Source organism: Streptococcus sanguinis (assembly GCF_019929145.1).
In the GTDB taxonomy this organism is placed as follows: Bacteria; Bacillota; Bacilli; order Lactobacillales; family Streptococcaceae; genus Streptococcus; species Streptococcus sanguinis_U.
Window position 1 is genome coordinate 58,797 of the sequence record NZ_JAHZOW010000001.1, and the last position, 21,379, is coordinate 80,175.

Genomic DNA, 21,379 nt, shown 5'->3' on the forward strand with positions numbered 1-21,379 from the left:
ATTTAAAGTCTTATATTTTCTTACAAAGAAGATATAAGACTTTTGACATTTTTTAGTTTATATGATAAGCTATGACTGTAAAATCAAAAAACGTCACAGAGTTTTTAGGAGGAAGTTATGGCTACTGCTTTTACTAGCGAAGAAAAAGAAGTTATTAGAAAGAAATTACATAAAGTTGCAAAGGAATGCCTTCAAAGATATGGGGTTAAGAAAACCACAGTTGACCAAATGGCAGCAATGGTAGATATTTCCAAAGGTTCTTTTTATAATTTTTATTCCTCAAAAGAAATGTTATTTTTTACGGTCTTAGAAGAATATCAAATAGATGTTATGAATCGTCTGACAGAACAATTAGGTATGGAAGCCAAGATAGATACAAATCGTCTGGTACAGTTACTTTATGATTTTTATCAAGATTTTCGATACTCATTTATGTATACCATATTTAAAAATAATGAAATGGAATTACTCATAAGAAAATTGCCAAAAGAGGTGATAACAAATCATCATCTGATAGATGATAGGATGGTTAAAAAAATTGTGTCCCGAATCAACATTAGAGAAAATGTATCGGTAGAAATCGTCTCTGCTTTATTTAGAACGATTGCTATGACTATTCTACACATTGAGGAAATAGGTGAAGAAGAATTTGATATCACATTGAAGTTAGTCATACAAGGAATTGTTGAGCAAATTACTAAGGAGGATAGGTAATGGTGAAAGAAGCAATTAGAACCGCAAACCTTTCTAAAAAATATGGAACAAAAAATGTTGTCAACAACTTGAATATATCGATAAAACCTGGTGAAATAGTAGGTTTTTTAGGACTAAATGGTGCTGGGAAAACAACGACGATGAGAATGATGCTAGGATTGATAAAATCTACATCAGGAGAGTGTTATATTCAAGGAAAGAAGTTAGATCTGAATAATTTAGAACTTCGAAACGAAATAGGTTATATTATTGAGACGCCTTATTCTTATCCAGACTTAACTGTGAGAGAAAATTTAGAAATCGTTAGTAAATTAAGAGGGGTTAATAAAGATAATATTGACTGGGTGATTGAAAAATTAAAACTAAAGCAATATGAACATAAACAGGAGAAGCATCTTTCTTTAGGAAATGTTGCGCGTTTAGGAATTGCAAAAGCGATTATTCATAAACCTAAAATTCTAATTCTTGATGAGCCGACAAATGGATTAGATCCTTTTGGAGTTATTGAAGTGAGAGAACTATTAAAGGAATTGGCGAATCATCTAGGTACAACTGTTCTTATTTCAAGTCATAATCTAGAGGAAATATCTAAAATTGCTACTAGGATAGTCATTATACATGAGGGCAGACTTATAAGAGAAGTTGAAAGCAATGAATTAGAACAGTACTTAGAAAAGAAGTTATTAGTAAGTGGCTCTAATAATAAGGCCATGAAAGAAGTATTGTCTAACCATGGCTATCAGGTAAACATTCAATCAGATACAGAAAATAATATCAATTTTTTAGAATTAACTGATAGAAAATCTGTGGAATACCCGGAAGATATTGCCACATTGCTGGTTCATGCAGGTTATCCACCCAAATCGTTGGCTGTTGAGAAAGAAGATTTAGAGCATTATTTCTTAAGAATACTGAATGACTATCACGGAGGAATTTCAAATGAAAAAGCTTAGTTCCTGTATTTTAATTGAATGGAGAAAGTTAATAAAATCAAAACTTTCCATCGTAACTGCTTGTTCTATCTGTTTAGTTCCTTTTATTGTTGGGTTGTTTGCAACTATGATGAAATATCCAGAGAATTTCAAAAATCTTGGTTTGATTTCTGCAAAAATGGAAATGATGAGGATAACAGACTGGTCGTCGTACTTAATGACCGTATCACAAGTCATTTCTGTTGGGGGATTGCTCATTTTTGGATTTACAGCATCTTGGGTTTTTGGTAGAGAATATTCTGATAAAACGATGATAGACTTATTAGCGCTCCCGATAAAAAGAGATACAATCGTATTATCCAAGTTTATCGTTATCGCTTTGTGGAGCTATATTCTATCAATTTTTGCACTTTTATTGGGATTATTAGCTGGCAATCTGATTGGACTTGAGGGCGGGAGCTTAACAGTAATTCTCAAAGGTGTACTTACTTTTGGTTATTGTACTACTCTTACGATCGTACTCTCTACGCCAGTAGCTTTTTTTGCTTGTTTAGGCCGGGGATATTTGTCACCATTGGCATTTATCATTTTTACTATTATTTTTTCTCAGCTTGGTTCTGCTCTTAACTTTGGAAAATACATTCCATGGGCGATTCCTGCACTTGCAAGTGGTATTGCAGGAAAAGCACTATTGAATTTTGGGAGCATTGTCAGTTTATTTGGGGTAAGTATTCTAGGTCTTATCGCAACAATAGCTTGGTGGAGGTATGCTGATTACGATTAAAATGAAGAGATGAAAATGATAATAACACAAAACTAAGTCTTATTCATTTCTATTCAAAATACCCCCTCCTGTTCAGATTGAAAAACAAGAGGGGTTATATTGTGGCAATCGAAAGTTTTAGATGAGAGGATATTATGTAAGTACCGTTGGTCTAAATGAAAAGGTAGTTTCTAAATATATAGGCGATTGGGAAAAAATGACATTGCCTTTGATATGTTAAGGTCAAAGAGTTCTCAGATGGTAGTTTTAGAATAAAGTGAAATCCCGTTGTTACGGGCAAAACGAACATAGCATTGCTCCGAACGAAGTTCAGCGAACGTCTTTAGACGTCGCTGGAGGGAAATTGCTTATAGCCGGTGTACAAGTCACTTGTTTTCACGGGTGGTTATGACTTCTCAAAATGAGCAAAAAAACAGTAAACCTTTGTGATTTACTGTTTTAAAAATTCTTTTATTCAATTAGACAAACTGGGATTTTTAGATTTTAACCCTCACGGAAAATAAAACGGGCTATTCTCCCGAAGTATGTTCTATAACATTATAGTTTAATGCAAAGTGTAGCTATATAATCATTTCCATAACGTGATAATCTATTTCTTTTGTCACACGATTCATAAAAATCTATCATAGCGAGACCATTTTTAAGTTGTCCTCTAATCTGAGTTTCTAAGGTATGGCTAAATTCATATCCATATTCTGGATTTATGGTTATCTTGCCTTCCTCTTCAAGCTCTTTTGAATTAAAAGGTATTGAAAACTTTAAAAGTAATTCCTCATCAGGTTTATCCCATACAATGTCAGCATCATACATGTATATCCAAGGGCTCATAAATCCAACCATTAACAGTCCTCCCTTTTTCAATACTCGGGAGGCTTCTTTATACATATTTTCTAAATCCTCTATATATACATTTGAAACTGGATTAAAAATAATATCAAAGGTTTCATTTTCAAATGGAAATGATTTTGTCATATCGCCTTGAATTGTGTTGATTTTTAATCCTTCTCTTTTAGCAACCAACTCATCTCTTTCTAATTGTGATTTAGAAAAATCCATTATGGTTACATCATAACCTTTTATAGCAAAAACTGGCCCCTGCTGTCCACCACCACAAGCTAAACCTAATATCTTTTTTCCGTTTGCTTTTTCAAACCATTCTTTTGGAACTTTTTTCCCAACAGTTAATGCAACAGAAATTGGATGTTTCCTAACTTCTTCTAATTCTTCATGTGTCAATGGCTCAGTATAGTCATTTTTTACATTATTCCATCTATCTTCATTTAATTTTATATAATTGTTCATCTTATAATCTCCTCGTAATTTTATACTATTTCGATTTAAGTTGAATGTGTTGCCATTACATTTTTCTCACCTCTACAAATTTCTTATTTCTTGAACTATTTTAATCTTGCTTTAATTTTTAATTTTTATTTTATTTGAAACTTTAATTTGTTATGTTTCAAATACAGCACTTTTATAAATTTACAATCTCTTTTCATGTATCAATTTATGTTCTTTGCTGTTCATATAATCTTTATGTTTATGATTATGCTTTTCCTCTAATATAAAATGACTATGCTCATGTTCATGCGTGATAATATGAGTATGTGTTTTCCCATCATGCGTGTGAACAATTATGTGAGAATGACTATGACTGTGACGTTTAACCATTGTATCATATACAACAATTACGCAGCCGATTATCATAAAAACAAGACCAATGAAATATACCAAAGTAAGTTTTTCTCCATTTACTATAAATGCTAAAAAAGTTCCTACAAACGGAGCTACAGCATAATATGCACTAGTTTTTGTAGCACCTAAATCTCTTTGTGCTCTGATATACATAAAAATACTGAGCCCATATGCCACAAATCCAAGTAGCAAAGCAGCTATTATATATTTCATTTCAGGAATTCTTTCTCCCAAAATAAGGGCGACTATAAATGCACCGCTACCTGAGAAAAAACCTTTTAGTAAAACAATCTCATAAGTACTTTTATCTGAAATTTTTCTAGTGCAGTTATTTTCAAGTCCCCAACAGCAAGTTGCCAGTATAACAAACAATGAACCTAATGAAAACTTGAAACTTTCAGCCCCTTCAAATGAAAGAACTATACTTGATATTGTGATAAATCCAATAGCAATCCACAACTTTGATGTTACTTTCTCCTTAAATATCAAAAGAGCAATAATTGTTGTTGCTACAATTTCAAAGTTACCTAGCAGTGAAGCATTTGAGGCTGAACCAATATTTATGCCAATCATAAGGGATATAGGTGCCGCAATATCAAGGACAATCATTCCAACAGTATAAGGTAAATCTGCCTTATTTAACTTTTCATACTTTTCTTCGACTTTCCTATGAAACAAGTACATAATACCTACACCTGTTCCAGCTCCCAAATATAGAAAAGATGCCATCAATGTTGGTGGAATCTTATTTAAAAGCACTTTAGAAAATGGTGTATTTATTGCATAAAAAATAGCCGCAAGCAATGCTAAAATTACCGCTATAAATTTTCTGCTTTTATCCATATTTAATAAATCAACTCCTTTTAGATAAATTCTCAATTTAACGCATTGTAGATGATCCTCATTTCACATACTACATCTGAAATGCTGTTATCCAAAAACATATTCCGGCTATAAGTGAAATCGGAGTCATAACATATTTTTCTTTCTTACTTTTTGAAATCATGTTCATAATCGTATTCAAGGATAGGTAAGCGGCAAAGAAGAAACAAATATATTTAGTAACCTTGAAAGACAGCCACAGGGGAATAAAACCTCCGGCTTGCAAAATAATGATCATGGCAAAAATTTGGATAGCCACCGAAATGACTGCTGCAAGTCTAAATTTCTTAGGTAAGATTTTATGTTGTCCACCCATTGTAAATTCGCCCAAAGGCAGACCGCAAGCAACAAGAACTGTCATAATTGCTATAATTCCAAATAATACTGCACCTAATATTGAAAACATAAATCACTATTCTCCCTTCGTAAAATACAAAAAATTTTAATTACAAATTCAACTTTGTGTCACTTAACAATCCTATAAAATTATAAGGAATTCTTGTCAAGTGTTCAAGTTTTATAGGTTTTTCTCAAGCTGGTCTGTTGATTTCCCTTTTCCTTTGTTCTTCCACCAATCGCTCAGGTCGACTAAGGATTGAGCGGCGGAAGGGATGAGAAGGAGGACATAGATATAGACATACTGGCTCTTGGTTTCCCAGAAGAAGTGGAAGAGGCCGCCCCCCAATAGAAAGATGAAGGGATAGAGGTCAAAAGGCGTCAGCTTTTCCTCGGCAACGAAAAATTTATGCAGGATAAAGAAACAGGAGAGCAGATAGATGCTGGCTAGCAGGGTTAAGAGCAGGAAATTAACAATCTGATAACCTTTTCTTTCCTCATAAATGCTGCGTAGGATAGTTGGTTTCATGTATTGCTGGCGCTCAATCTGAGGTCCAGTCCAAATAGACTGAAAAGTTGGCTCAGTCCAGGTCGACTTGACCTTTTCGTAGAAGAATTTCAGCGCATAAGCAGGATGCTTGCTGAAGTGAATCAAAATATCCTTCAAATCCCGAGTAGCCATTTCTGTAGCCAATTTTTCATCGTACTTGTTACGCTTGAGAATCTTGGTATTGTAGGCATCGTACCAGCCTCCCAGACTCTGCCGATTGGGATCATCCCGCAGGCCCATAGTGATGTAGGCGATTTTTGGGGTACCGACACCAATCTTGCCCCCAATCAGCTGCTCATAGTAGGCCGTCAGACCCTTGTTTGAAAGGACGATACCGGCTAAAATCAGGATGATGGCTAAGGGTTTCTTCCAAGACCATTTATAAAAGATGGACAGGAAGCAGACTCCAATCAGCATGATGGCAAAGATGATGTAGTTGTTGCGCAGGAGACAGGCCAGACTGATGCTAGCGGCTCCCAGCAAGGCATAGAGCAGGTTTCCTTTCTGATCCAGCTTGATAAAAGCATAGAGACTGAGCAGACAGAAGAAGAGCCCGGGAATGGTACCGTAGACAAAGAGGATGAAAAAGAGTTGTGGTAGAAAGAGAAAGGTCAGCACAATCGTGTATTTCTGAATCATTTCTCTGGCATTGAGCAGGGCAGTAATCTTGTAAATCAAGAAATGACTGAGTAAAGTCCAGACGACATTCATGCTAAAGGCAAACTGAGTCGTTGGAGAAATAAAAGCATAAAGTCGCTCCAGAGTCATCAGTCCTAGCTGATGAGGATTGCGGTACATGTAGCTTCCGATGGTTGTCAGCGAGCTGTAATCTCCTCGATTAAAGGCCAACGCTGCATTGAAAACATGCTTGGCGTCAGCTCGGATGCGGCCATCGTAGGCCGTTATCAGAAAAATCGCTGCTACTATAAAGATGAGGGACAAAATCCAAAAAAGATGCTTGGTCTGAACCTTTTCCAACAGGGGCCGGATTAAAAAGAGGCTGAGGAGAAAGAGTAAGAGTATAGGGTAGAAATACCAAGGATTACTGACGAATTGGACCCCCTCAGCAATCCTCAAAGGGATGTAAGTGTGGGACAGCAGAATCTGCCCAGACAGGAAAAGCAAGGCAATCGCAGTCATGGTCAGAATCAGGAAGTAGCCCAGGTTGAAGATGGTATTAGAAAATTGCTTCATGAGGACCTGACCTCCACCTTGACGAAATAGCGATCTTCTCCCAGCTCAATCAGCTCGACTGGCTGGGGATAAAATCGATCCATGACCTCTTTTTGAAAAATGTCTTCTTTAGGACCTTGGGCTATGATTTCACCTTCTTTTAGGAGCAGGACATGATCCATAGCAGCAGTGATTTCCTCTACATGGTGGGTGACATAGAGGATAGTTGGAGCCTGGTCCATCTGCGTAATCTTACCAATCTGATCCAGCAGGCGCTCGCGGGCAAAGAGATCCAGACCGCTGGTCGCTTCGTCTAAGATAAGCAATTCCGGCTTTTCCATGAGACTGCGGGCAATCAACAAGAGCTGCTTTTCCCCTTGAGACAGACTGATGTAGCTTCGGCCAATCAATTCTTGCCCGCCAATGGAAGCCAGCATTTCCCTAGCTTGGTTTAGCTCAGTTTGCCCGTAAGGAGCGTAGAGAATACTGCTTTTATACTTGCCTGTCAGGACGATTTCTTCAGATGTGAGGCGGCTGGGCAGACGCTCAGCAATGAAGGAGCCAACTACTCCAATCCTAGTTCGCAGCTGAGGAATGTCGCCGGCGCCAAATTCCGTACCCAGAACCGTTACCTTGCCCTGAGTCTTCCAATGCTCAGCCATGAGCAAGCGCAGAAGAGTAGACTTTCCAGAACCGTTGAGACCGAGGATGGCCCAATGTTCTCCCTTTTTCACTTGCCAGTTGAGATCTTTTAAGATGGTTCGTCCTTGTTTAGCCAAGCTTACATTTTCCAGTTCGATAATCTTTTCCATTTTTACTCTTTCTTTCGTTAAATCCCCTTTATTATAACAAAATTTATGGTAAAATAACTGATAGGAGGAGTCAAATGTTTCATAAAAGTAAGCTGATGTTTTGGACCAGTGAGGTCCTTTTGCTAACGATTATTTTCTTTATCTGGCGCCAAATGGGGGATATGATAACCCCGATTGTTAGCGTTGTGAATACAATCTTGATTCCCTTTCTTGTAGGAGGATTTCTTTACTATATTACGAATCCGCTGGTGAAATTTCTCCAGGAAAAGCTCAAAATCAACCGAATGATTGGGATTCTGATTACGCTCAGCCTTTTGTTTGGCTTGATTGCTTTGGGCGTTATTTACCTCTTGCCGATTTTGATTAATCAGTTGAGCAGCTTGATTAATTCAACGCAAGGTCTTTATTGGGAAATTCAAAGTTTTGTTAATCAATTATCTAAAAATCCGCTCTTTCGTAATCTGAATATCCAGTCCACCATTCAGCAGCTCAATCTGTCTTATGTGGATATTCTGCAGAATATTCTCAACAGTGTAACCAACAGTCTGGGCAGCGTTCTGTCAGCAGTTGTCAACACGCTGATGATTTTGATTATGACGCCGATTTTCTTGGTTTACTTCCTCATGGACGGCCATAAGCTTTTGCCCATGCTGGAGCGGACAGTCCTCAAGCGAGATAAGCTCAATATCTCCAGCTTGCTGACCAATCTCAATGCTACTGTTGCCCGCTATATCAGCGGGATTTCAATCGATGCCCTGATTATAGGTGCTCTGGCCTATATTGGCTATAGCGTGATTGGGCTCAAGTACGCTTTGGTCTTTGCTATTTTCTCTAGTCTGGCTAATCTGATTCCCTATGTGGGACCGAGTATCGGCTTGATTCCCATGGTCATCACTTATGCATTTACGGATCCTCAGAAGATGGTGGCAGCCTTGATTTACATGCTGATTATCCAGCAGGTAGATGGCAATATCCTCTATCCCCGTATCGTTGGTGGTGTGATGAAGGTTCATCCTATTACCATCATGGTGCTCCTGCTCTTATCCAGCAATATCTATGGTGTGCTGGGGATGATTGTGGCAATCCCGACCTATTCTATTCTCAAAGAAATTGCTAAGTTCCTAGCAAATCTCTATGACAATCACAAGGAAGCCCAGCAGCAGAAGAAGAACGAAGAGTTTGGGATTATTAATAAATAAGGATGAGTTTGGGAATCGATTAATCCCAGAGTCTCGATATCAGAAAATAAGACGGAAGGAAGGCTTTCCGTCTTATTTTCATTTCCTGTGCACTAAATTTAAAAATATGATATAATCAGATTTACCTATACTTTTCGAGGAGAAAGAATCAATGGAAGACCCTGGCAGTCAGAATATGTTATGGCAAGCCTTACTACTGTTTATATTGACTTTGTTAAATGCCTTTTTCTCAGCTGCTGAGATGGCAATGGTATCGCTCAATCGGGCGCGTGTGGAGCAAAAGGCTGAAGAGGGCGACCTCAAATATAGTCGTCTCTTGGCGGTCTTAGAAAGCCCTAATAATTTCTTATCAACCATTCAGGTTGGGATTACAGTTATCAATATCCTGTCTGGGGCCAGCTTTGCGGATAATCTGGGAAAACTGTTCTCTTCTTGGATGGGAAATTCCGAAACCGCACGTGCTATCGGAACTTTCTTGGCTTTGGTCTTATTGACCTATATTTCTATTGTTTTAGGTGAGCTTTATCCTAAGCGCATTGCCATGAACCTGAAAGACAATCTAGCTGTGCGGGCTGCACCAGTCATTATCTTTCTTGGCAAGATTGTCAGCCCCTTCGTTTGGTTGCTGTCAGCGTCTACCAATCTGCTGAGTCGGATAACCCCGATGAAGTTTGATGATGCAGACGAAAAGATGACTCGGGATGAGATTGAATATATGCTGACCAATAGCGAGGAGACCTTGGATGCAGATGAGATTGAGATGCTGCAAGGGATTTTCTCTCTGGATGAGCTGATGGCGCGTGAACTGATGGTGCCGCGGACGGATGCCTTTATGGTAGACATTCAGGATGACACCAAGGAAATCATCGAAAGCATTCTCAAACAGAGCTTCTCGCGGATTCCCGTTTATGATGGAGATAAGGACAATGTCATTGGTCTGATTCATACCAAGCGATTGCTTAATGAAGGATTCGTCAATGGTTTTGATAATATCGTTCTGCGCAAGATTTTGCAGGAGCCACTCTTTGTACCTGAAACCATGTTTGTTGATGATTTGCTCAAGGAGCTGCGCAATACGCAAAATCAAATGGCGATTCTCTTGGATGAGTATGGCGGAATGGCTGGTCTGGTTACACTGGAAGACCTCTTGGAGGAGATTGTCGGTGAGATCGACGATGAGACAGACAAGGCTGAAATCGAGGTCCATGAAATCGGTGAGAACACCTACATTGTCTTAGGAACTATGACCCTCAATGACTTTAATGAATACTTTGAAGTCGAAATCGAAAGCGATGATGTGGATACGATAGCTGGTTATTACTTGACTTGTGTGGGGACTATTCCAGACCCGAAAGAACGCATTAGTTACGAAGTCGAAAGTCAGAATAAGCTACTCATTTTGACCAATGACAAGGTTAAAAATGGCCGTGTTACGAAGGTTAAGGTTGAAATTTCAGAAATTGTTGAAGAAGCAGAAAAGGCTGAGAAATAAACTCAGCCTTTTAAGTTTCCTTCAAGTTTTTTATAAGTCTGTCTTAAGTTTCTGGGATTATACTAATAGCATCAAAATAGAAATGAGGACAGTCCAATGACATCTAAAGTTACCCTATATGATAAGCAAGTATTGACATTCTCACAGGCGCAAAAGTAAGAAAGGAAGTAATAAGAATCAGTAACGTTTAAAAAGCAGCAGAAGCCCTTAACTAATTTTTTCATATAAATCTCCTAAAACAAGTAAAAAGAAATTTTGAGGCTCTTTGTCGCTCCAAAACAAAGCAGCCTTAGACTACTCATAAAAGAAATCACCTCTGCCAGCTGGAAGGCAGAGGTGGTTTTGTGATATGGAAAGAAGAAGGCTACTCTTTCTGACGCTTAGCGAAATCCACAAAGCGAAATTTGTCTAGCTTGTGCCGGCTCTCAGTATATTGAAACTGGCGGCCGTCTGCCAGATAGACCTGAGACTTGACAGAGACGACTTGCTGGTCCTTGCCTAGGTCCATGAGAATTTTGTCTCGGTCATTGGCGTGATCAATGGTAAATTCTTTCTTGGCATAGGCGATGTTGAGCATCAAGTCATTTTCCAAATAGGCATAAATGGACTGCTCAGCGATTTCCCTTGTCAAGTCAGGGACGATGCCCTTGTCTAAATAGTCAATATCTAAGACAGAGGCGACTTGGTCTACAACGCGCTGACGGACGATTCGCCAAACCAGTCGGTAGGGAGGGAATCCAGTGATGTCGGATAGTTTCTGATCTACGGTAATCTTTTCCAAGCTGACAACATTGGTTTTGGACTGCATATTATTCTGTTTGACTACTTCTTGATAGCTGGTCAGCTTAGACACCGGAAAGTCAAACTGTTCATGCTTGATGACTTTGGAACCTTGTCCTCGGACTTTTTCAATCAATCCTTCTTCCTGCAACATGGCCAGAGCCTTGCGGACTGTGTCGCGGCTAACCTGGTAGTCGTCTGTTAGCTGATGTTCGCTAGGCAAGAAATCTCCGACAGCATAACGCTCGTCTAAAATATCTTTCTCAATCTGTTTGAACAATTGTTTATATTTCTTCATTATAAACTCCACTTGTTTTCTTTTTCGCATACAACCTAGAAAATTTTATCAAAAATGAGGGCTTTTTTCAACAAACAACTTGCCTACATCTTTGAAATCGATTACAATTATTTGTAGAGATGTGTTGAAAAACTAACTCGTAAAAAATATAAGGAGAGTGCTGGATTCTCATTCAGCCAGTAGTCAAATGGGAAAATTTGAGAAGGAAGCCAAAGATCTGCTAGATGCAATCGGCGGCAAAGAGAATGTCACAGCAGTTAGCCATTGCGCAACGCGGATGCGATTTGTACTTGGCGATGATAAAAAGGCCAATGTCAAGGCCATTGAGGCAATCCCAGTGGTCAAGGGAACTTTTACAAATGCTGGGCAATTCCAAGTCATCATTGGAAATGATGTGCCAATCTTTTACAATGACTTCACTGCTGTATCAGGTATTGAGGGAGTATCAAAAGAAGCAGCCAAGTCTGCTGCCAAGAGCAAGCAAAATCCCCTTCAGCGGGTTATGGCCACTCTGGCGGAAATTTTTACACCCTTGATTCCAGCCTTGATTGTCGGAGGGTTAATCCTTGGCTTCCGAAATGTCCTTGAGGGCGTGCATATTGAAGCTTTGGGTAGAAAGATTGTTGACGGAGTTGCACAAGTAAAAAATGGACAGCCGGTTTATAATACAATTGTTGATGTATCTAAATTTTGGAGCAATGTCAACGACTTTCTTTGGTTGCCGGCACAAGCAGTCTTCCACTTCTTACCAGTGGGTATTACTTGGTCTATCTCCCGTAAGATGGGAACCAGTCAGATTCTTGGGATTGTCTTAGGGATTTGTTTGGTTTCTCCACATTTGCTGAATGCTTATGATGTAGCCAATACCTCTAAAGCTGTGATTGCTAAAGACTACACTTGGTATTTTGGGATACTTGAGTTTCACAAATATGGTTACCAAGGTCAGGTCATTCCGGCTCTCTTGTCTGGTCTGTCTCTCTCTTACTTAGAAATTTTCTGGCGTAAACGGATTCCAGAAGTGATTTCTATGATTTTTGTTCCTTTGCTTTCTCTGCTTCCAGCTCTGATTTTGGCCCACACGGTTTTAGGACCTTTTGGCTGGTGGGTTGGACAAGGCATGTCTAAGTTTGTATTTATTGGTTTGACAGGTTCATTCAAATGGTTGTTTGGTGCAGTATTTGGTGCCCTTTATGCTCCGTTTGTGATTACAGGTCTTCACCATATGACCAATGCCATTGATACACAGTTAGCCAATGATTATGGCGGAACAGCTCTTTGGCCCATGATTGCTCTGTCTAATATTGCTCAAGGTTCGGCTGTATTTGCCTACTACCTCATGCATCGTCGTGATGAAAGAGAAGCACAAATTTCGCTTCCAGCAACCATTTCTGCTTACCTTGGAGTTACTGAGCCAGCTCTCTTCGGGGTCAATGTCAAGTACGTTTATCCATTTGTGGCGGGAATGATTGGTTCGTCTATTGCTGGAGTCTTGTCCCTTAGCTTTAATGTTACAGCAACTGGTATTGGTGTCGGAGGCTTACCAGCTATCCTTTCTATTCAAGCAAACTATTGGCTTCCTTTCCTTCTAGTTATGCTTGTAGCAATCCTTGTACCAATGTTCCTGACTTTCTTTTTCCACAAGACAGGCTTCTTGACGAAGACAGAGGAAGATCCAGAATTGCAGGCAGAGTTTGCAACTCAGGAAGAGGCTGAATTTGCCGGGCCATCCAAAGCCGAGTCATCTCCAGAGGTGAAAGCAGCTGATTCATCAGCTCCTGTAACGATTACTAGTCCGCTGGCAGGAGAAGTCAAAGAATTGAGTCAAGCAACAGATCCTGTCTTTGCACAAGGTTTGATGGGGCGTGGAGTTGTCATTGTTCCTAGCCAAGGTGAGTTGGTTTCACCAGTCAATGGTAGAGTAACAGTCTTCTTCCCAACCAAGCATGCCATCGGCATCTTGTCAGATGAAGGTGTTGAAATCCTGATGCATATCGGAATGGACACTGTCAATCTGGAGGGCAAAGGCTTTGAAGGTTATGTATCTCAAGGAGATAAGGTCAAGGTTGGCGACAAACTCATTTCCTTTGATATAGACATGATCAAGAAAGCAGGCTATGTAACAGAAACACCAGTCATCATTACGAACTCAGACAAGTACGAGGTGGAGGTGCTTGAACAACTTCCTCAGGCAGTTGAGCGAGGAAGTCAGTTGATGGCAGCTAATCCACTTTAAAGAAAAATGAAATGACTTATAGAAAGGGACGGTGCTTTAAAATCTGTCCCTTTTCTCAAAAAAGGAGAAAATATGACACTTGATAAAACAAAGGTTGTCTACCAAATTTATCCAAAATCTTTTAAAGACACGACTGGCAATGGTTTGGGAGATTTTCGCGGGATTATTGAAAAACTTCCTTACCTGAAAGAGCTGGGAGTGGATATGATCTGGCTCAATCCATTCTATCCGAGTCCACAGAGGGACAACGGTTATGATATTTCTGACTATACTGCGGTTGATCCTATCTTTGGAGATATGGCGGATTTTGAAGAGATGGTCAAGGTTGGCCAGCAGCATGGTATTGACTTTATGCTGGATATGGTTCTTAACCACTGCTCAATTGAGCATGAGTGGTTTCAAAAGGCGCTGGCGGGGGATTCCTACTATCAGGACTTCTTTATCCTGCGGGATGAGCCGACGGACTGGCTGTCCAAGTTTGGTGGAAGTGCCTGGGCGCCATTTGGCGATACGGGCAAATATTATCTGCATCTCTATGATGTCACTCAAGCTGATCTTAACTGGCGCAATCCCAATGTTCGTCAAGAACTCTTCAAGGTGGTGAATTTTTGGCGGGACAAGGGCGTCAAAGGCTTCCGCTTTGATGTCATCAATGTGATCGGTAAAGATGAAGTGCTGACGGACTGTCCAGAGCAGGAGGGCAAGCCTGCCTATACTGATAAGCCAATCGTCCATGACTATCTGCGTATGATGAACGAAGCAACCTTTGGGCAGGACGATTCCTTTATGACGGTTGGTGAAATGAGTGCTACGACGATTGAAAACTGTATCCTTTACACCGCTCCAGACCGGCAGGAGCTATCCATGGCTTTTAATTTCCATCATCTCAAGGTGGACTATGAAGCTGGACAGAAATGGACGCTTAAGGCTTTTGACTTTGAAGAGTTAAAACGCCTCTTCCACACTTGGGGGAAGGAAATGAGCAATCATGATGGCTGGTCAGCTCTCTTTTGGAACAACCATGATCAGCCGCGAGCTCTCAACCGCTTCGTCGATGTAGAGAATTTCCGCAATGAAGGAGCGACCATGTTGGCAGCCAGTATTCATCTGTCTCGCGGGACGCCTTATATCTACATGGGTGAGGAGATTGGCATGGTGGATCCTGACTATGACTCCATGGAAGATTATGTGGATGTCGAGTCTCTCAATGCTTACCAGAGTCTGCTTGCTGAAGGTCAATCGCCAGAAGCAGCCTTCAGGATCATCAAGGCTAAATCTCGTGATAATTCTCGAACGCCTATGCAGTGGGATGATTCAGCCAATGCAGGTTTTACAACAGGAACTCCATGGCTTAAGGCGTGCAAATCCTATCCTCTTATCAATGTAGAAAATGAAATCAAGGGACCAATCTTTACCTTTTATCAGAAATTGATTGCCCTGCGTAAGGGACTACCTATCATCGCAGAGGGCAGCTATCAGCCAGCTTATGAGGACAGTCCTCAGGTCTATGCCTTTGAGCGGGAGTGGCAAGGACAAAAGCTTTTAGTCCTTAACAACTTCTATGCTGACCCAATTACCGTGGACATCCTGCCGGATTATCAAAATGGTCAGGTTCTCCTATCCAACTACGGCAAGAATCAGGTTGACCATGTGCTGACCCTGCAGCCATACGAAACCTTGGCAATCTTAATAGGTGAAAACTAAAGTCTCGAAAGAATCTGGAAAAAATTCCAGATTCTTTTTTATTTGTTGGGCCAGCCTAGACAAGTATTTGTCTGAAGCGAGAGAAAATAATACAGAATTTTAAGAAAGCCTTTGCAAAATTTGATTCTTTTCTTTATAATAAAAATTAAATAGGATAATATACATTTATACAGAAAAGGAGAAGTTCATGAAAAAACAAGTTTCGTACAAGCAGCTCTTTCCCACAGTGGTCTTGCTAGTTGCTTTTTTATTCCTGCTTTTTTCTGTCCAACCGGTCGGAGCAGAAGAAGCAGTAAGTTCGTCGACTTCAGATGCGGCAGCTCTTACAGAGAATCCAACTATAAGCGATGAGTCGGTTGCCAGTCAAGCGGAGGGTCCATCTGTAGAATCGGGAGAGTCAAGGCCAGCTTCTACAGAGACAGTGGAAAAGGCAGACCAAGCCCCTGCTGCAGCACAAGCTGCGGCTAGCGGACCAGAAGCTGTGCCCAATGTGGGAACCATTCAGGGAGAATCACAAGCCTCTCCCTATGAGGACAAAGAAGTTCAAGTTTCCAATGTAGTTGTGACGAAAACAGACCGCTATGGTTTTTATGTTCAAGACGTGACTCCTGATGGAAATAGCAGGACTTCTGATGCCCTTTATGTTGTTTCTAAAGAAAAAGTCGATGTTGGAGACAAACTTAGTCTTGAAGGTCGTGTCAAAGAAGGCTATATGGAAGAGCTCAGCGTTCGTCAGGGGCAAACTTTCAACAAGCCCAGTGATAGCTTGACAGTCACCATGCTTGTCGCTTCCAAGGTGATCAAGGAAGGGAAAGCTGACTTACCTGCTCCAGTAGACATCGTGGCTAATATGCCTCAGGATACGGTCGATAACGATATTAATAACTATCAGCCTCAAAGTGAAGCGTTGGACTACTGGGAAAGTTTGGAAGGAATGTTGACGACGGTGAAGATGCCCCGCGTTTTAGGCCCGCAGTACCGTGGAGACATTTATCTCTTACCTGAAGGCTACCAAGCCTTGCCATTAAACAATATCGGAGGTCTCAATCTTCGTCCAAACGCCCAAAATACCGCAACCATTCCAGTCTATGTTGGCAATAAATTTATTGCCAAGGCCAAGGATTATTTCAATGGTGATGTGGTCGGTGTTGTGACCTATCGTGGGAAGATTTACAAGTTGGAGCCGACTCAGCTGCCTGATTTGGTGGACGGTGGCTTGCAGAGACAGGTCTCTCCTATCTATCCAAGCGAGGACAAGCTGACTATTGCTTCCTACAATATCGAGAATTTTTCTGCTAATGCTAAAAAAGGTGAAACGCCTGAGGAAAAAGTGACTAGAATCGCTAATTCCTTTATCAATGAAATCCATAGTCCAGATATCATTACGCTCATTGAGGTTCAAGATGAGAATGGCAGTGTCAATGACGGAACGACCAGCGGTGTCAAAAGTGGTGAAAAACTAGCGGCCCGCATCAAAGAACTGGGCGGAAAAACTTATAAGTACACCGAAGTTGCCCCACTTGACGGTCAAGATGGAGGCAAGCCTGGCTCTAATATCCGCGTGGCCTTTCTCTACGATCCAAATCGGGTGAAGTTAGTCGAAAAAGAAGCTGGTACGAGTGACGAAGCAGCTAGCTTCTCTGGTGGCCATTTGGTTAAGAATCCTGCCCGGATTGCTCCAACAAATCCAGCCTTTACTAAGGTTCGTAAATCCTTGGCAGCTGAGTTTGAATTCAAGGGACAGCATATCGTTGTTATCGCCAATCATTTGAAGTCCAAGATTGGGGATGATGCCGTTTATGGCTCCGCTCAGCCAGCAGTTCAGCATACGCAGGCTGCTCGGATAGAGCAGGCTAAAATTTTAAATAGCTTTGTTCAAGAAGGGCTGAGACAAAATCCTAACCTTAAGTTTGTACTGACTGGAGATTTCAATGATTTTGAATTTTCCGAAACAGCTAAAGCACTGGCGGGCAATGAACTGATTAATCTCATGCAGGAGCATGATGCGGCTGACCGTTATTCCTACTTCTACCGCGGCAGCAACCAAAGCTTGGACAATATTTTCATTTCGAAGAACCTGGCAGGCAAGGCGGTCTTTGCACCTGTCCATATCAATGCCTCTTTCATGGAGGAACATGGCAGAGCTTCAGACCATGATCCAGTAGTGGTGCAGCTGGACTTTTCTAAGGATGTAGCAGCTTCAACATCTGACAGTTCCCAGCCGTCTCAGTCAACTGGACAATCTTCTGTAGCAGCAGAGCAAGGAGTTCCTTCTCAGACCAATCCTCCATCGTCCAATCAAACTGGACAAGGTCAGACAGCTAGCAGCAAGAAGAAGGGGCTCCCGCAGACCGGTCAAAATAACAGTGGCTGGGCAGTTTTGGGATTGGCCTTGCTAATGTTTGCTTTTACTCTCAAAAAGAGAAGCAGAAATTAACTAAAATCAATTTAAAAAGTGAAATCAGGGTGGAATAAAGATTTTGCCCTGATTTTTTTGCCTACTGCTTTCGCTCAAAATTTTTATCTGTTGTAAAACACTGAAAATGAAACTGAAAAACAGTTTGTTTTCTAAAAAATAGGCAAATTAAGTTTATTTTTGCTTTAATCATGTTATAATGTAGTTAGTTATAAAACGTTTTCAGAGTTAAGAGGTTGCGCGATGGTTGAAGAGAAAATTGAAGAAGCAGTTGATTATGGAAAGGTAACGGGCATGGTCCACTCCACCGAAAGTTTTGGAGCTGTTGATGGACCGGGTATCCGTTTTATTGTTTTTTTGCAGGGATGCCACATGCGCTGCCAGTACTGCCATAATCCGGATACTTGGGAGATGGAGACCAACAAATCTCAGCTGCGGACCGTGGACGATGTCTTGCAAGAAGCTCTCCGTTATAAGGGCTTCTGGGGCAATAAAGGCGGCATCACCGTCAGCGGAGGAGAAGCCTTGCTGCAGATTGATTTTCTGATCGCCTTCTTTACCAAGGCTAAGGAGCTGGGCATTCACTGTACATTGGATACCTGTGCCCTACCTTTTAGAAATACGCCCCGCTACCTGAAAAAATTTGACAAGCTTATGGCAGTCACCGACCTTGTCCTGCTAGATATCAAGGAAATTAATGAAGAACAACACAAAATAGTGACCAGCCAGACCAACAAGAATATCTTGGCCTGTGCCAAGTACCTATCTGACATTGGAAAGCCAGTCTGGATTCGCCATGTCTTGGTGCCAGGATTGACCGACCGTGATGATGACCTGATTGAGCTAGGTAAATTTGTAAAGACGCTGAAGAATGTAGATAAGTTTGAAATTCTACCTTACCATACCATGGGAGAATTCAAATGGCGGGAGCTGGGCATCCCTTACAAGCTGGAAGGGGTTAAGCCTCCGACAGCTGATCGGATCAAGAATGCCAAGGAACTCATGCAGACTGAATCTTATACAGAGTATATGAATCGGGTGCATAATAGCTAATCTATTATGAGTATGAATTAATGGGCTGGTGGGTTGACCAGTCCATTTTTCTTAAGAAAATGCCCTTCTGTTTTTGTGAAATGCCTGTAATTGTGGTAAAATAAATGCAATAAACATTATATAAAAGAAGAGGTTTATCATGTCTAAAATTTTAGTTTTCGGTCACCAAAATCCTGATTCAGATGCTATCGGTTCATCTTACGCTTTTGCTTACTTGGCTCGCGAAGCTTATGGCTTGGATACAGAAGCTGTTGCTCTGGGTGAGCCTAATGAAGAAACAGCCTTTGTTTTAGATTACTTTGGCGTGGCGGCACCGCGCGTGATTACATCTGCCAAGGCAGAAGGAGCTGAACAAGTTATCCTGACAGACCACAATGAATTCCAGCAGTCTGTGGCAGATATTGCAGAAGTTGAAGTTTATGGCGTGGTGGACCACCACCGTGTTGCTAACTTTGAAACAGCTAGTCCACTTTACATGCGCTTGGAGCCAGTGGGATCTGCTTCCTCTATTGTTTACCGCATGTTCAAGGAGCACGGTGTAGCAGTTCCAAAAGAAATTGCAGGATTGATGCTGTCTGGTTTGATCTCTGATACTCTCTTGCTTAAGTCACCAACAACTCATCCGACTGACAAGGTCATTGCACCAGAATTGGCTGAGCTGGCTGGTGTCAACTTGGAAGAGTATGGTTTGGCAATGCTTAAGGCAGGTACAAACTTGGCTAGCAAGTCTGCAGAAGAGTTGATTGACATCGATGCTAAAACCTTTGAATTGAGCGGAAATAAGGTCCGTGTAGCACAAGTTAACACAGTTGATATTGCTGAAGTTTTGGAGCGTCAAGCAGAAATCGAAGCTGCTATTGAAAAAGCAATCGCTGATAATGGCTACTCTGACTTTGTCTTGATGATTACAGATATTATCAACTCAAACTCAGAAATTTTGGCTATCGGAAGCAATATGGACAAGGTCGAAGCAGCCTTCAACTTTGTTCTTGAAAACAACCATGCTTTCCTAGCAGGCGCTGTTTCTCGTAAGAAGCAAGTGGTGCCTCAACTGACAGAAAGCTTTAGTGCTTAAAGAGCTTATTTGGTTAAATAAGTTACTAGATGAGGGACCATTCCCCTCATACTAAAAAGGAGTTTCGGCTCCTTTTTTGATAGGCGAGAGAAATGAAGATTCAAGATTTACAAGACGGAGATTTGATTTTTACAGTCGGATCTTCAGAAATTGCTGCTGCAATCCGAGCAGCAACTGGTTCATACAGTCATGTGGCCATCTTTTTTAATGGTGAGATTTATCATGCAACCCATGAGAAGGGGGTTGTCAATCAAGATTTGTCTGATTTTTTGCAGGATGAGGATGTTTATGACGTATATCGCTATCCAGCTATTGATGCAGATGTTGTCTTTAAAAAGGCCAAATTGCATCTAGGAAAGCCATACAATTTCAGCTTCTATCCGCAGTCCGATGGTTTTTACTGTTCGGAGTATATTGCAGAGATTTTGCCGATTTTTGATACGATTCCCATGCAGTTTGGCGATGAGGAAAATCTGATTTCTGATTTTTGGCAGGAATATTATCGGGACTTGGGCTTAGTGGTTCCTCTAGGTCAGCCTGGGACGAATCCTAGCCAGTTGGCTCAGTCAAGAAAACTCATCTACAAAGGAGAACTACATGATTAAAATCATCAATCCCAGCCGTTTGACGCGCCAGCCTTTTTTTCAGGAGCTGATTGATTATTTGGATCAGCATGAGGCAGTGATTCTGCGGGAGATTAAGAGAGAGTTTGAGGGCGTGGCTAATATTGACCGCTCAATAGAGGAGTTTATCAAGGCTGGCTACATCCGGCGGGAGAACAAGCGATATTACCTGACCCTGCCTCTTTTGGAAAGTTTGGAGGATGTGCGTTTGGATCAGGAAATCTTTATCCGTGATGATAGTCCGCTCTATCAGGAATTATTGGGGCTGAGCTTTGAGACCCGGCTTTCCAATCAGACCAATGCGGCTGTTTTGCTGGAAGAGACAGATTTTCAGCGGGATAAGCTGACTTTGGCTAATTATTTTTACAAGATGCAGCGCCAATATCCCCTGTCTGAGGCACAAAAGCCCCTCTATGCTGTCTTGGGCGATGTCAATCCCGAATATGCACTCAAGTATATGACAACCTTTCTCCTCAAGTATGTCCGCAAGGATGAGCTCATGCAGAAGCGGCGGGACATTTTTGTCGATAGCCTAGTGATTTTGGGCTATATTCGGCAAAACGAAGCAGGTAAGTATGAGTTGAAGGCCAGCTTTGATAAGGAGAGATTGACTTTACAGCTGGACTGA

18 protein-coding genes and 1 pseudogene are annotated in these 21,379 nt (G+C 41.1%); 13 read left to right on the forward strand and 6 right to left on the reverse strand.

The annotated features are described in order from the left end of the window. Positions 1 to 117: 117 nt before the first annotated feature. From K1I94_RS00305 to K1I94_RS00320, 4 genes and pseudogenes are all read left to right on the forward strand, one after another. Positions 118 to 714 carry a TetR/AcrR family transcriptional regulator gene (locus K1I94_RS00305; RefSeq protein WP_398578205.1) on the forward strand — a complete coding sequence of 199 codons (597 nt, stop codon included), beginning with the start codon at positions 118 to 120 and terminating at the stop codon, positions 712 to 714. After that, on the forward strand, positions 714 to 1,667 hold the full coding sequence (locus K1I94_RS00310) for an ABC transporter ATP-binding protein (RefSeq protein ID WP_223314059.1): 954 nt from the start codon (positions 714 to 716) through the stop codon (positions 1,665 to 1,667). The genes K1I94_RS00305 and K1I94_RS00310 overlap by 1 nt, the downstream gene beginning before the upstream one ends. Beyond that, entirely contained in the window at positions 1,654 to 2,430 is a 777-nt protein-coding gene (locus tag K1I94_RS00315; RefSeq protein ID WP_223314060.1) for an ABC transporter permease, read from the forward strand. The genes K1I94_RS00310 and K1I94_RS00315 overlap by 14 nt, the downstream gene beginning before the upstream one ends. 103 nt (positions 2,431 to 2,533) lie before the next feature. Further along, positions 2,534 to 2,650, forward strand: a pseudogene (locus K1I94_RS00320) (IS200/IS605 family transposase); the annotation flags it as partial. Between the two features lie 317 nt (positions 2,651 to 2,967). Here the strand turns inward: K1I94_RS00320 and K1I94_RS00325 are convergent. The 5 genes from K1I94_RS00325 to K1I94_RS00345 form a co-directional block, all read right to left on the reverse strand. Next, a complete protein-coding gene (locus K1I94_RS00325; protein WP_223314061.1) occupies positions 2,968 to 3,732 on the reverse strand; it encodes a class I SAM-dependent methyltransferase in 765 nt (254 codons plus the stop codon). A gap of 180 nt (positions 3,733 to 3,912) precedes the next feature. Further along, complete coding sequence (locus K1I94_RS00330) at positions 3,913 to 4,968, reverse strand: DMT family transporter (RefSeq protein ID WP_223314062.1); 1,056 nt, start codon at positions 4,966 to 4,968, stop codon at positions 3,913 to 3,915. A 70-nt stretch (positions 4,969 to 5,038) separates the two neighbouring features. Beyond that, on the reverse strand, positions 5,039 to 5,413 hold the full coding sequence (locus tag K1I94_RS00335; protein ID WP_002905118.1) for a hypothetical protein: 375 nt from the start codon (positions 5,411 to 5,413) through the stop codon (positions 5,039 to 5,041). A gap of 111 nt (positions 5,414 to 5,524) precedes the next feature. Continuing rightward, positions 5,525 to 7,087, reverse strand: a complete 1,563-nt coding sequence (locus K1I94_RS00340) for a beta-carotene 15,15'-monooxygenase (RefSeq protein ID WP_223314063.1) — start codon at positions 7,085 to 7,087, stop codon at positions 5,525 to 5,527. Continuing rightward, positions 7,084 to 7,878 carry an ABC transporter ATP-binding protein gene (locus K1I94_RS00345; protein ID WP_125382876.1) on the reverse strand — a complete coding sequence of 265 codons (795 nt, stop codon included), beginning with the start codon at positions 7,876 to 7,878 and terminating at the stop codon, positions 7,084 to 7,086. The genes K1I94_RS00340 and K1I94_RS00345 overlap by 4 nt, the downstream gene beginning before the upstream one ends. A 74-nt stretch (positions 7,879 to 7,952) precedes the next feature. Between K1I94_RS00345 and K1I94_RS00350 the strand changes: the two genes are divergently transcribed. Together K1I94_RS00350 and K1I94_RS00355 are read left to right on the forward strand one after the other, a co-directional pair. Next, positions 7,953 to 9,077: an AI-2E family transporter gene (locus tag K1I94_RS00350; RefSeq protein WP_002897049.1), complete on the forward strand. Its 1,125-nt coding sequence runs from the start codon at positions 7,953 to 7,955 to the stop codon at positions 9,075 to 9,077. 151 nt (positions 9,078 to 9,228) lie between these two features. Continuing rightward, positions 9,229 to 10,569, forward strand: coding sequence for a hemolysin family protein (locus K1I94_RS00355; RefSeq protein ID WP_223314064.1), 1,341 nt, complete (start codon positions 9,229 to 9,231; stop codon positions 10,567 to 10,569). Positions 10,570 to 10,933: 364 nt separating this feature from the next. On the opposite strand, the gene treR is transcribed toward K1I94_RS00355, so the two are convergent. After that, positions 10,934 to 11,647 carry a trehalose operon repressor gene (treR, locus tag K1I94_RS00360; RefSeq protein WP_317627917.1) on the reverse strand — a complete coding sequence of 238 codons (714 nt, stop codon included), beginning with the start codon at positions 11,645 to 11,647 and terminating at the stop codon, positions 10,934 to 10,936. A gap of 187 nt (positions 11,648 to 11,834) precedes the next feature. Here treR and treP point away from each other — a divergent pair, with 187 nt between their 5' ends. The 7 genes from treP to K1I94_RS00395 all read left to right on the forward strand — a co-directional run bounded on the left by treP (position 11,835) and on the right by K1I94_RS00395 (position 21,379). Continuing rightward, positions 11,835 to 13,880: a PTS system trehalose-specific EIIBC component gene (treP, locus tag K1I94_RS00365; RefSeq protein WP_223314066.1), complete on the forward strand. Its 2,046-nt coding sequence runs from the start codon at positions 11,835 to 11,837 to the stop codon at positions 13,878 to 13,880. Between the two features lie 72 nt (positions 13,881 to 13,952). Next, positions 13,953 to 15,584 carry an alpha,alpha-phosphotrehalase gene (gene treC, locus K1I94_RS00370; RefSeq protein ID WP_223314067.1) on the forward strand — a complete coding sequence of 544 codons (1,632 nt, stop codon included), beginning with the start codon at positions 13,953 to 13,955 and terminating at the stop codon, positions 15,582 to 15,584. Positions 15,585 to 15,771: 187 nt separating this feature from the next. Further along, entirely contained in the window at positions 15,772 to 18,021 is a 2,250-nt protein-coding gene (locus K1I94_RS00375) for an endonuclease/exonuclease/phosphatase family protein (protein ID WP_002905906.1), read from the forward strand. A 222-nt stretch (positions 18,022 to 18,243) separates the two neighbouring features. Beyond that, complete coding sequence (gene pflA / locus K1I94_RS00380; RefSeq protein WP_002899778.1) at positions 18,244 to 19,053, forward strand: pyruvate formate-lyase-activating protein; 810 nt, start codon at positions 18,244 to 18,246, stop codon at positions 19,051 to 19,053. A gap of 139 nt (positions 19,054 to 19,192) precedes the next feature. Then, entirely contained in the window at positions 19,193 to 20,128 is a 936-nt protein-coding gene (locus K1I94_RS00385) for a manganese-dependent inorganic pyrophosphatase (protein ID WP_223314068.1), read from the forward strand. A gap of 92 nt (positions 20,129 to 20,220) precedes the next feature. Further along, the gene (locus K1I94_RS00390) at positions 20,221 to 20,733 is read left to right on the forward strand and encodes a YiiX/YebB-like N1pC/P60 family cysteine hydrolase (RefSeq protein ID WP_002913117.1); all 513 of its coding nucleotides are present in this window, start codon (positions 20,221 to 20,223) and stop codon (positions 20,731 to 20,733) included. Further along, positions 20,726 to 21,379 (forward strand): DUF1803 domain-containing protein, encoded by a 654-nt coding sequence (locus tag K1I94_RS00395; RefSeq protein WP_223314069.1) that lies wholly within the window; start codon positions 20,726 to 20,728, stop codon positions 21,377 to 21,379. Before K1I94_RS00390 ends, K1I94_RS00395 begins: the two co-directional genes overlap by 8 nt.